Annotated in this window: 7 protein-coding genes; 6 read left to right on the forward strand and 1 reads right to left on the reverse strand. The window is 71.9% G+C overall.

The window, feature by feature from the left end; genetic code table 11:
• Positions 1-10: 10 nt before the first annotated feature.
• Positions 11-1,132 carry a nucleotide disphospho-sugar-binding domain-containing protein gene (locus F0L68_RS30860; protein ID WP_149853377.1) on the reverse strand — a complete coding sequence of 374 codons (1,122 nt, stop codon included), beginning with the start codon at positions 1,130-1,132 and terminating at the stop codon, positions 11-13.
• A 441-nt stretch (positions 1,133-1,573) separates the two neighbouring features.
• On the opposite strand from F0L68_RS30860, the gene F0L68_RS30865 reads away from it, so the two are divergent.
• The 6 genes from F0L68_RS30865 (at position 1,574) to F0L68_RS30890 (ending at position 12,471) form a co-directional block, all read left to right on the forward strand.
• Positions 1,574-1,795: a hypothetical protein gene (locus tag F0L68_RS30865; RefSeq protein WP_149853378.1), complete on the forward strand. Its 222-nt coding sequence runs from the start codon at positions 1,574-1,576 to the stop codon at positions 1,793-1,795.
• Between the two features lie 5 nt (positions 1,796-1,800).
• Entirely contained in the window at positions 1,801-2,304 is a 504-nt protein-coding gene (locus F0L68_RS43795) for a hypothetical protein (protein ID WP_223199277.1), read from the forward strand.
• A 193-nt stretch (positions 2,305-2,497) separates the two neighbouring features.
• Positions 2,498-3,769 (forward strand): ATP-binding cassette domain-containing protein, encoded by a 1,272-nt coding sequence (locus tag F0L68_RS30875; RefSeq protein ID WP_149853379.1) that lies wholly within the window; start codon positions 2,498-2,500, stop codon positions 3,767-3,769.
• Positions 3,769-4,635, forward strand: coding sequence for an ABC transporter permease (locus tag F0L68_RS30880; RefSeq protein WP_149853380.1), 867 nt, complete (start codon positions 3,769-3,771; stop codon positions 4,633-4,635). The genes F0L68_RS30875 and F0L68_RS30880 overlap by 1 nt, the downstream gene beginning before the upstream one ends.
• A gap of 96 nt (positions 4,636-4,731) precedes the next feature.
• Complete coding sequence (locus tag F0L68_RS30885; protein ID WP_149853381.1) at positions 4,732-8,538, forward strand: ABC transporter ATP-binding protein; 3,807 nt, start codon at positions 4,732-4,734, stop codon at positions 8,536-8,538.
• A 183-nt stretch (positions 8,539-8,721) separates the two neighbouring features.
• On the forward strand, positions 8,722-12,471 hold the full coding sequence (locus F0L68_RS30890; RefSeq protein ID WP_149853382.1) for a multifunctional oxoglutarate decarboxylase/oxoglutarate dehydrogenase thiamine pyrophosphate-binding subunit/dihydrolipoyllysine-residue succinyltransferase subunit: 3,750 nt from the start codon (positions 8,722-8,724) through the stop codon (positions 12,469-12,471).
• The last annotated feature ends 72 nt before the right edge of the window (positions 12,472-12,543 follow it).

The following is a 12,543-nucleotide window of genomic DNA, read 5'->3' on the forward strand; positions in this document are numbered from 1 at the left end:
GACTTCCGTGTTAGCTGACGAGACCAGCCAGCTTCGACACCAGGTCGGCAGGAGTCGGCAGCGCGGCGATCTCGTCCCGCACCTCGTGCGCGGTCGTACGCAGCGACTCGTCCTCGAGCAGCGCGCGCACCTGCTCCTCGGTGACGTCCTCGGCCGAGCCGACCAGCCCGAGACCCCTGTCCCGCACCGCAGCCGCGTTGGCGGGCTGGTCCGCCATGTAGGGCATCACCAGTTGCGGCACGCCCGCGACGATCCCGGTCATCGTGGTGCCGGCCCCGCCGTGGTGGATCATCGCCGAGCAGCTGGCCAGCAGCGCCCCGAGCGGCACCCACGCCGTGGCGCGCACGTTGTCCGGCAAGGAACCCAGCTCCGACTGGTCGGCCTCGCCGAGCGCGACAACGAAGTCCGCGTCCAGCCCGCCGACGATGTCGATCAGGCGACGCAGCGACCCGACCCCGCCCATCAGCGGAACGACGGTGCCGAGGGTGATGGCGACCCTCGGCCGCGCCGTGGGCTCCAGCAGCCACTCCGGCAGCACACCGCCGCCGTTGTAGGGCACGTAACGCATCTGCCAGCCGCTGTCGCCGTCGCGCATGCTCGGCGGCCCGACCGCGATCTGCTCGGTGACCTCGGGGAGCTTCGAGACCCCGTGCCGCTCGTAGGTCGCGGACATCTCCTCGAACAGCGCGACGTCGAGCCCGGTCAGCTCGCTCATCGACAGGCCGTGCTCCACCGCCGGCACGCCGATGGCGCTGGCCGCGAGCGCGCCCGCCCCCTGCAACGGCGAGTGCACGACCAGGTCGGGCCGCCACTGCTTGGCCGCATCGACCGTCCGGTCGGCCGTGACGTCGGACACCACGGCGAACATCCCGGCCGCGAACTTCCAGCCATCGCCCGTCTCCGCGCGCATCTGGTCGAACGAGATGTCGTTGTCAGCGGCGTACTTCCTGAAGAGCTCGCCGATGTCGACACCCGGCGCGGTGTCCACGACGTGCAGCCCGGCCCTGGCGGCCTCGACACCGCCCGCGGTGGTGAACAGCACCTCGTGGCCGGCGGCGCGCAGCGCGTGGGCGAGCGAGATGGTGGGAAAAACGTGCCCGAGACCGGGCGAAGTGGCAAACAGGACGCGCACGGTGGTTACCTCCCAAAGAACCTGAACCGTGTTCCTGCCCACCATTTAACTCTCATACTAAGATTCTTGTCCACCGAAATTAGAGTGCGCGACACCACGTCACAGAGCGGCGGAAGCGGTGGCGGGGACGGCGTCCCGGCAAAGAAGGGGCGACCCGCTCAACCAGCCTGGGGGTCACTGGGAGCGGGCCGCCGACACCAAGCTTAGACAACAACCGGCCGACACGCCCAGGTGACCCACCTACTCGGCGCAGAAACTTTGCCCGACACGTCAATCACACGGCGTGAGTGCTCAAGCAACCGGGTGAATTCCCGGGTCAGCCGCTGTGCCAGCCCCAGTGCACGGCCGATGAACTGAGGATGACGAACGCTGGAACACCCGCGCCCCCGTCCGGCCGTCGCGTCCCCGCCCGCCCGACCGCCACCGCGACGGACCGCCGTCATGGCTGACCCCGGCGCCGAGTCCCAGGGCTGGATCGACTGCCACGACCCGTTCGGCCGGGACCGCTCGGTGTCCGTGCTGATCGAACGGAACCGCGTGCTGCTGGTCGCCCCGCCAGGGGAGTCCGCCGTGCTGTCCGCCACCCAGACCCGCCGGTTGCATCGCCTGCTGGACAAGGCCGCCGACAGCGTCGCCCCAACCGCAGACCATCCGGAGACCTGACACCCGTGGACGAGTCACTGCGCAACGCCGTCCTGCAACGGCTGGCCCTGCTGGACCAGATCGCCGCCGAGGGCGAGGCCGACGCGCTGCTGCCGCTGGCCCGCGCGGAGATCCACCGCCTCGCCGACGGCTGGCGACTGCTGCTCACCGTGCACCAGCCCGACGAGGACGGCCGCTGCCGCGCCTGCCCCGGCTGGCTGCGCCGCCGCCGCTGGCCGTGCCAGGTATGGCTCATGGCACACCAACACCTGATCTGCGAGGGCGTGCCCTACCGGGAACGCAGGCGCCCGCTGCGCAATCCGTTCGGCCGGCGATACAGCGTGTCCACCGAACAGGACGCCCCGACCCCCGACGCGGACCCGGCCGCCTCGACCGAGGTCACCATCGAGATTCCCGTCGTGCCAACGGACTTCGCGCCGACCGAGCCCGTCCACGCCCAACTGGTCGCCGAACCGGCGCACGAGCGATCTTCGGCGTCGGGTCGCGCCAGGCACGCGCTGCCCGAATAGCCGACGCGACGGCACGCGCGGGCGTGACCGATTCGCCGGGTCTCCGGCCCGGCGCCCTCCTGTGCCCATTCGCCGACCTCGCGACACGAGATAAGGCAGGATGTCCCCGGCAGCGGGCCGCGTGGTCCGTCGCGAGGACCACGCGAGGATCGGCACGTGCCAGCGCCGACGCGTCAGCAATCGGGAGGGATGCGTGCACGACGGCAGTGGCCGCATCGTGGTGCAGGGCCTGACCAAACAGTTCGGTCAGGTCGCCGCGGTGCAGAACCTCAGCTTCACGGTGGAGCCGGGTTCGGTGACCGGCTTCCTCGGCCCGAACGGGGCGGGCAAGACGACCACGTTGCGCATGCTCCTGGGCCTGGTGTCGCCGACCGGTGGGCATTCCACCATCAACGGCCTGCCCTTCGGCCAGCTCGGCAACCCCGGCAGGGTCGTCGGCGCGGTGCTTGAGGCGCAGGGCTTCCACCCCAAGCGCTCCGCCCGCAACCACCTGCGCGTCTACGCGGCCGCGATGGGCGTGCCGGACGAGCGCGCCGACCAGGTGCTCCAGCTCGTCGGCCTCGGCGGCGCCGCGGACCGCGGCGCTGGCGGCTTCTCGCTCGGCATGAAGCAGCGCCTCGCCCTGGCGACCGCGCTGCTCGGCGACCCGCAGGTGCTGGTGCTCGACGAGCCCGCCAACGGCCTGGACCCGGAGGGCATCGCGTGGCTGCGCGGTTTCCTCCAGTCCTTCGCCCGCAGCGGCCGGACCGTGCTGATCTCCAGCCACCTGCTGGCCGAGGTCGAGCAGACCGTCGACCAGGTGGTGATCATCAGCCGCGGCCAGACCATGTACTACGGGCCGCTGGAGAACCTGCGCCGCTCGCAGCAGCAGCGGGTGCTCGTGCAGCCATCGGACGGCGCCGCGCTGGTCACCGCCCTCCAGGCGGAGGGCATCACCGCGATCGAGCAGATCCCGGACGGCAGGCTCGCCATCTCGGGCGTGGACGCCAAGCAGGTCGGCGACATCGCGGCGAAGGCGCAGATCTCGATCTACGGCATCCAGGTCGAGCAGATCGACCTCGAGCGGATCTTCTTCCAGCTCACCAGCGGCCAGTACACCGCGGCGGGCCCGAACCAGTACGCCGGCCCGCAGGGCCCCGGCGGCTGGGGTCCCCCGCCGACCGGTCCGCAGCAGCAGCAGCAGTACGCGCCGCCGCAGCAGTACGCCCAGCAGCCTCCGCCGCAGGACCCGTACGCCCAGCAACAGCAGCAGCAGTACGCCCAGCCGCAGCAGCCCTACGCCCAGCCGCCGCAGCAGTACGCCCAGCAACCCCCACCCGGGTATCCGCCGCAGGACGGCCCCCCGCCCGGCTACCCGCAACCGGACGCCCAGCAGCCGCAGGGCTATCCGCCGGCCGGCCCGCCGCAGCCGGGCGGACCGCAGGACTACCAGCAGCCGGGCCAGGGTTTCGGGGGTAACGCCTGATGGGCAACCTGATCAGAGCCGAGTTCCGCAAGATCTTCACCACCAAGCTCTGGTGGGCCCTGCTCATTCCGACCGTGGTGCTCGCGCTCGGCTGGTCCTGGATCTGGGCGGCCCTGGCCACCTCGCTGTCCGACAAGATCACCTCCGACCCGGAGATGCAGCAGCTCGGCGTGAGCGTCAACACGCTGCCGCTGTCGGTCTTCGGGTTCGCGCGGGCGATCAACATCAGCACGATCTTCCCGATGATCATGGGTGGCCTCGCGCTGTCCAGCGAGATCAGCAGGCGGACGATCACCACCAGCTACCTCACCGCGCCGTCGCGGGTGTCGCTGCTGACCAGCAAGCTCATCACCTACGTGGTGTTCGGGCTGCTCTACGGCGTCGTCATCACCGCGTTCGCCAGCCTCGGCATCGCCATCGGCTCGGACAAGGCGCTGCTGCCCGACGTGGGCGGCTGGGCGCTGATGGCCTCGGTCGGCATCCTCGAGACGCTGCTGTGGACGCTGCTCGCGATCGGCGTCGGCGCGCTGATCGGCAACGTGGTCGGCTCGGTGCTGACCCTGCTGCTGTACTCGCTGATGCTGGAGAACCTGATCGACCTGGTGCTGCCGGGCCACTGGGCCGGCATCCTGCCCAACGGCGCGGCCAACGGGCTCACCGGCTCGGTCGCCTCGAAGATCTTCCTCGACACGGTGCCGCCCATCGAGAACCCGACGCTGCGCGACGGCGTCGAGCGGGTGGTACGCGGTGTCTCCGGTGCGGCTGGCGCGTTCGACTGGTGGGCCAGCGGGTTGATCTTCGCCGGCTGGATGGCCGTGTTCTTCGGCCTGGGCTGGCTGATCAGCCAGCGCCGCGACATCACGTAGATCGCTCTTCGCACAGCAGCATCCCGACGACCCGGTGCCCCTCGCGGCGCCGGGTCGTCGGCGTCGGGGCCGGAAATCCCGGCATAGAGTGGTTCGGTGTCCGAAACAACCAGCGCGCCGGGCTGGATCCGCCGGCTGTCCTCGGCCTGCTGGCGGCATCCCCGCGTGGTGCTGCTGTCGCTGGCCGCCTCGGTGCTCGGCGTTGGCCTCCAGGCCGCGGGTCCGCTGCTGATCAAGGTCGCGGTCGACGACGCGGTCGGCGGCAATACCCATCGGCTGCTGACCCTGGTCGTGGCGCTGGCCGCGATGGACCTGCTCACCTTCGTCAGCGCCTTCCTGCGCCGCTACCTCGGCGGCCGGCTGTCCCTCGACGTGCAGCACGACCTGCGGCGGGCCGTGTTCGGCGCGGTGCAGCGGCTGGACGGCGGCAGCCAGGACGCGCTGCGCACCGGCCAGGTCGTGTCCCGCTCGATCACCGACCTGCAACTGGTGCAGGGGCTGCTGTCCATGGTCCCGCTGGCGATCGGCACCGTGGTCTTCGCGGTGGTCGCGCTCGGCGCGATGCTGTGGCTGTCGCCGCTGCTGACGGTCATCGCGCTCGTGGTCACCCCGGTGGTCGCCGTGGTCGCGGTGCGCAGCAGGAAGGTGCTGTTCCCGGCCACCTGGTCGGCGCAGCAGCGCGCGGCGGACGTGGCCCAGCACGTCGAGGAGACCGTCACCGGCGTCCGCGTGGTCAAGGGCTTCGGTCAGGAGGCGCGCGAGGTGAGCAGGCTGGAACGCCGCGCTCGGGCGCTGTTCGCCGAGCGGATGCGGGCGGCGAAGCTGACCGCCCGGCCCGCCGCGACGCTCACCGCGATGCCGGCGGCCGGCCAGGTCGCCGTCCTCGCCCTCGGCGGCTGGATGGCGCTGCACGGCCAGGTCACCCTCGGCACGTTCCTCGCCTTCGCCAGCTACGTGGCGAACCTGATCGGGCCCGCGCGGCTGCTGTCCAGCCTGATGGTCAACGCCCAGCTGGCCAGGGCCGGTGTCGAGCGCGTCTACGAGCTGATCGACTCGCAGCCCGACGTCGCCGACGCGCCGGGCGCGGTCGCCGTGCCGGACGGCCCGCTTGAGGTCCAGCTGGACGGGATCACCTTCGGCTACACCCGCAGCGAACCGGTGCTGCGGGACGTGAGCCTGCGGGTCCGGCCGGGCGAGACCCTCGCGCTGGTCGGCACGGCGGGCTCTGGCAAGTCGACGGTGTCGCTGCTGCTGCCCCGCTTCTACGACGTGCACGACGGCGCGATCCGGGTGGGCGGGCTGGACGTCCGCACGGTGCGGCTCGCCTCGCTGCGCGGCGCGGTCGGCGTGGTGTTCGAGGAGGCGTTCCTGTTCTCCGACACCGTGCGCGCGAACATCGCCTACGGCAGGCCGGACGCCACCGACGACGAGGTGCTGGCCGCGGCGCGGGCCGCCGAGGCGCACCGGTTCATCGAGGAGCTGCCGCAGGGCTACGACACCCCGGTCGGCGAGCGCGGGCTCACCCTGTCCGGCGGGCAGCGGCAGCGCGTCGCGCTGGCCAGGGCGCTGCTGTCCGACCCGAGGGTGCTGGTGCTGGACGACGCGACCTCGGCGGTGGACGCGGCCACCGAAGCGGCCATCCACGACACGCTGCGCGCGGTCACCGCGCAGCGCACCACGCTGCTGATCGCGCACCGGCGGTCCTCGCTGGCGCTGGCCGACCGGATCGCCGTGCTGGACGCGGGCCGGGTGGTCGACGTCGGCACGCACGAGGAGCTGACCGGGCGCTGCGAGCTGTACCGGGAGCTGCTGGCCGGGCCCGGCGACGCCATCGAGGACCCGGAGGTCCGCGTGGCCGAGGACCTGGCGCCCGGCCCCGACGGCACCACCCCGGCGCTGTGGCCGGAGCCCGCGCCGGACGAGGGGTTCGACGACCGCGCCGCCGCGACGGCCACGGCGGCGGCCAACGCGGGCCCGCGCGCCGGCCGGCTCGGCGGTGGCGGCGGTGGCCGGGGCGGCGGCGGCATCGGGGGCGGGGCCGCGCTGATCGGCGCCCTGCCGCCGACGCCGGAGCTGCTGGCCGGCGTGCGCGCGCTGCCGCCCGCCACCGAGGAGCCCGACGTGGCCGGCGAGGACCCCACCGCGCCGGATCCGGGTTTCCGGCTGGTCACGCTGCTGCGGCCGGTCCGCTGGGCACTGGTGCTGGTCGGCCTGCTGGTGGTCGTCGACACGCTCAGCTCGGTGCTGCTGCCCGGCCTGGTCCGCTACGGCATCGACCAGGGCGTGGCCACCGGCACCGCGACCGCGCTGTGGATCGCCACGGCCGTCGGCGCGGCCCTTGTCCTGGTCGGCCTCGCCAACTCGATGGTCAGCACGGTGCTCACCGCGCGGGTCGGCGAGCGGCTGCTGTACCTGCTGCGGGTGCGCAGCTACGCGCACCTGCAACGGCTCGGCCTCGACTACTACGAGCGCGAGCTGGCCGGCCGCATCATGACCAGGATGACCACGGACGTCGACGCGCTGTCCTCGTTCCTCCAGACCGGGCTCACCACGGCGGTGGTGAGCGTGCTCACCGTCGCCGGCATCGCGGTGGCGCTGCTGGTCACCGACGCCTCGCTGGCGCTGGTGGCGCTCGCCGTGCTGCCGCCGCTGATCGTCGCGACGCTGGTGTTCCGGCGGCTGTCCACGACGGCCTACGCGGAGGCGCGGGAGCGGGTCAGCGCCGTCAACGCCGACCTCCAGGAGAACGTCACCGGGCTGCGGGTGTCCCAGGCGTTCACCAGGGAGGGCCGTTCGGCGCAGGCGTTCGCCGAGCGCAGCGACGCCTACCGGCGATCGAGGCTGCGCGCGCAGCGGTACATCGCGACGTACTTCCCGTTCGTGGCGCTGCTGTCCGGTCTCGCGCAGTCCGCCGTCCTCGCGGTCGGCGCGTACCGGGTCGCCGACGGCACCCTCACACCCGGCGTGCTGCTGGCGTTCCTGCTGTACCTGGGGTTGTTCTTCTCGCCGGTGCAGCAGCTCTCCGGCGTGTTCGACGGCTACCAGCAGGCCAGGGTCGGGCTGAGCCGCATCGGCGACCTGCTGCGCACGCCGACCACCGTCGCCCAGGCCGAGCATCCCGCCCCGGTGCCGGCGCGGCTGCGCGGCGCGGTTGAGCTGCGCGAGGTGAGCTTCCGCTACCCGGGCGCCGAGCGGCCCGCGCTGGACCGGGTGTCGCTGCTGGTGCCGCCCGGCCAGACCGTCGCGCTGGTCGGCGAGACGGGCGCCGGCAAGTCGACGCTGGTCAAGCTGGTCGCCAGGTTCTACGACGCGACCTCGGGCCAGGTGCTGGTGGACGGCACTGACGTGCGGGACTACGACCTGCCGGCGTTCCGGCAGCGGCTTGGCGTGGTGCCGCAGGAGGCGCACCTGTTCGGCGGCGACGTGGCCGACAACGTCCGCTACGGCAGGCCGGACGCCGACCGCGCCGAGGTCGAGCGCGCGGTGCGGGCGGTCGGCGCGCTGCCCGTGGTCGCCGCGCTGCCCTCGGCGTTCCGCCAGCAGGTCGGCGAGCGCGGCCAGGGCCTGTCCGCCGGGCAGCGGCAGCTGGTCGCGCTGGCCAGGGCCGAGCTGGTCGACCCCGACCTGCTGCTGCTGGACGAGGCGACGGCCGCGCTTGACCCGTCGACGGAGGCCGCGGTGCTGGCCGCGAACGACCGGCTGGCCGGCGAGCGCACCACGTTCGTGGTGGCGCACCGGTTGGCGACGGCGGCGCGGGCGGACCGGATCGTGGTGCTCGACGGCGGCCGGATCGTGGAGCAGGGCAGTCACGCCGAGCTGCTGGCCGCCGGTGGCGCGTACGCGCGGCTGTGGCGGTTCGGCGCGGGCGAGCCGGGCTCCCCCGACGACAGCGCGGTGGCGTGATCTTGTGACGCGGCAGCGTGACGCAGATCATCTCGGCGCGCGGACCCGGCGATCAGGATCGATCCTGTGACGGAACGCTCCTTGCGTGCTGCCTCCCGTGTATGAAGTGCCACGTTTGGAGGACTAACCTGCTTACGAGTGTGTCAATACCAAGAGCGAGATGGATAGAGGCGAGCGCAAGCCGTGTCCAGCAGCAGTCCTGCGTCGCAGTTCGGCCCCAACGAGTGGCTCGTCGAGGAAATGTATGAGCAGTTCCTCGCCGACCCGTCGTCCGTAGATCCGGCGTGGCATGACTTCTTCGCCGACTACAAGCCGACGCAGCGCGTGAGCGGCAATGGGGGTGTTGCCACCCAGTCCGCTGGCGCGAGCACCGCCGCGACGACCGCGACGACGACCAGCACCCCGACCGTTGGCACGCCGGCTCCGGCCGCGCCCGCCGCGCAGACCGCGCCGCAGAGCAACGGCCAGCCGGCCGCGGCTCCCGCGCCGGCAGCCGCCGCGAAGCCCGCCGCCGCCGCGGCGCCGACGCTGCCGCCGACCGGCAAGCCGGTTCCGGCGCAGGCCGCGGCGACGCCGGTCAAGCCGGCCGACGGCGAGCAGCACAAGCCCATTCGCGGGGCCGCCTCGGCGATCGTGAAGAACATGGAGCAGTCGCTCACCGTGCCGACCGCGACGAGCGTGCGCGCGGTCCCGGCGAAGCTGCTCGCGGACAACCGCATCGTGATCAACAACCACCTGAAGCGGACGCGGGGCGGGAAGGTCTCCTTCACGCACCTGATCGGCTACGCGCTGGTGCGGGCGCTCCAGGCGTACCCGAACATGAACCGGCACTTCGGTGTGATCGACGGCAAGCCGAACCTGATCACGCCGGAGCACGTCAACCTCGGCCTCGCCATCGACCTGCCCGGCAAGGACGGCCAGCGCACGCTGGTGGTCGCCTCGATCAAGGGCTGCGAGGCGATGACCTTCGCGCAGTTCTGGCAGGCCTACGAGGACCTGATCCGCAAGGCGCGCGGCGGCTCGCTGGCCGCCGACGACTTCGCCGGCACCACGATCTCGCTGACCAACCCCGGCACCATCGGCACCAACCACTCGGTGCCGAGGCTGACCGCGGGCCAGGGCGCGATCATCGGCGTCGGCGCGATGGAGTACCCGGCGCACTTCCAGGGCACGAGCGAGCGCGCGCTGGTCGACATGGGCGTCAGCAAGATCATCACGCTGACCTCCACCTACGACCACCGGATCATCCAGGGCGCGGAGTCCGGCGAGTTCCTGCGCCGCGTGCACCAGCTGCTGCTCGGCGAGGACCGCTTCTACGACGACATCTTCACGTCGCTGCGGCTGCCCTACGAGCCGATCCGCTGGGTCGAGGACATCCCGGAGGGCGCGGTCGACAAGACCGCGCGGGTGCTCGAGCTGGTCGAGGCGTTCCGGACCCGGGGCCACCTGATGGCCGACACGGACCCGCTGAACTACCGGCAGCGCCGGCACGAGGACCTCGACGTCCTCTCGCACGGCCTGACCCTGTGGGACCTGGACCGCGAGTTCCCGGTCGGCGGCTTCGCCGGCAAGGAGAAGATGAAGCTGCGCGACATCCTCGGGGTGCTGCGCAACTCCTACTGCCGCACCGTCGGCGTCGAGTACACGCACATCCTCGACCCTGCGGAGCGCCGCTGGATTCAGGAGCGGGTCGAGGTCTCGCACGAGAAGCCGCCGGCCACCGTGCAGAAGTACATCCTGTCCAAGCTCAACGCCGCCGAGGCGTTCGAGACGTTCCTCCAGACCAAGTACGTCGGCCAGAAGCGGTTCTCGCTCGAGGGCGGCGAGACGGTCATCCCGCTGCTGGACGCGGTGCTGGACAAGGCCGCCGAGCACGAGCTGGACGAGGTCGTCATCGGCATGCCGCACCGAGGCAGGCTGAACGTGCTGGCGAACATCGTCGGCAAGCCGATCTCGCAGATCTTCCGCGAGTTCGAGGGCAACCTCGACCCCGGCCAGGCGCACGGCTCCGGCGACGTGAAGTACCACCTCGGCGCCGAGGGCAAGTACTTCCGGATGTTCGGCGACGGCGAGGTCAAGGTCTCGCTGACCGCCAACCCGTCCCACCTCGAGGCCGTCGACCCGGTGCTGGAAGGCATCGTCCGGGCCAAGCAGGACATCCTGGACAAGGGCGGCGAGGGCTTCTCCGTGCTGCCGCTGGCGATGCACGGCGACGCGGCGTTCGCCGGCCAGGGCGTGGTCGCCGAGACGCTGAACCTGGCGCTGCTGCGCGGCTACCGCACCGGCGGCACCGTGCACGTGGTGGTCAACAACCAGGTCGGCTTCACCACCGCGCCGGAGCACTCGCGGTCGAGCAAGTACTCCACCGACGTGGCGAAGATGATCGGCGCGCCGATCTTCCACGTGAACGGCGACGACCCCGAGGCGTGCTGCTGGGTGGCCAAGCTGGCCGTCGACTACCGGCAGGCGTTCGGCAAGGACGTCGTGATCGACATGGTCTGCTACCGGCGCAGGGGCCACAACGAGGGCGACGACCCCTCGATGACCCAGCCGGAGATGTACGACGTCATCGACACCAAGCGCAGCGTCCGCAAGACCTACACCGAGGCGCTGATCGGCCGGGGCGACATCTCGGTGGACGAGGCGGAGAAGGCGCTGCGCGACTTCTCCAGCCAGTTGGAGCACGTCTTCAACGAGGTCCGCGAGCTGGAGAAGCACCCGATCGTGGCGAGCCCGTCGGTCGAGGCCGAGCAGCAGGTGCCGGCCAAGGTGTCCACGGCCGTGTCCCGCGAGGTGCTGGAGCGGATCGCCGACGCGCACGTCAACGTGCCGGACGGCTTCACCCCGCACCCGAGGGTCAAGCCGGTGCTGGAGCGGCGCGCGAAGATGGCCCGCGAGGGCGGCATCGACTGGGCGTTCGGCGAGCTGCTCGCGTTCGGCTCGCTGGCGATCGAGGGCAGGATGGTCCGGCTGTCCGGCCAGGACTCGCGCCGGGGCACCTTCACCCAGCGGCACGCGGTGCTGATCGACCGCAAGACCGGCCAGGAGTACACGCCGCTCCAGAACCTCGGCGAGGACCAGGGCAAGTTCCTGGCCTACGACTCGGCGCTGTCCGAGTTCGCCGCGGTCGGCTTCGAGTACGGCTACTCGGTGGCCAACCCCGAGGCGCTGGTGCTGTGGGAGGCGCAGTTCGGCGACTTCGTCAACGGCGCCCAGCCGATCATCGACGAGTTCATCTCCTCGGGCGAGGCCAAGTGGGGCCAGCGTTCCGAGGTCGTGATCCTGCTGCCGCACGGCCACGAGGGCCAGGGCCCCGACCACACCTCGGGCCGCATCGAGCGGTGGCTCCAGCTGTGCGCCGAGGGCTCGATGACCGTCGCGGTGCCCTCGACCCCGGCGAACTACTTCCACCTGCTGCGCAGGCACGCCCTCGACGGCGTCGCGCGGCCGATGGTGGTGTTCACCCCGAAGTCGATGCTGCGGCTGAAGGCGGCCACCAGCCCGGTCGAGGACTTCACCGACAACAAGTTCTGGTCGGTGCTTGACGATCCGACGAAGCCGGACCCTGCGGCCGTGCGCAAGGTCCTGCTGTGCAGCGGCAAGATCTACTACGAGCTGGCCGCCGAGCAGGCCGCGCGGGGCGCGACGGACACCGCGGTCGTCCGCATCGAGCAGCTCTACCCGCTGCCCAAGCGGAAGCTGGCCGAGCTGTTCGACCGCTACCAGAACGCGACCGACGTCCGCTGGGTCCAGGAGGAGCCGGCGAACCAGGGCGCCTGGCCGTTCTTCGGCCTCGCGCTGCCCGAGCTGCTCCCCGAGCGGCTGAGCGGCATCCGCAGGGTGTCGCGGCGGGCCATGGCCGCGCCGTCGGCCGGGTCGAGCAAGGTGCACGAGTTCGAGCAGCGCGAGATCATCGCGAAGGCGTTCGACTGACCGCTTGTCGAGTTTGTTCGCAGCCGAGCCGCCGCCCGTTTCCGGGCGGGGGGTCGGGCCGCCCCCCCCGGG

This window comes from Solihabitans fulvus (assembly GCF_008386585.1).
Lineage (GTDB): Bacteria > Actinomycetota > Actinomycetes > Mycobacteriales > Pseudonocardiaceae > Solihabitans > Solihabitans fulvus.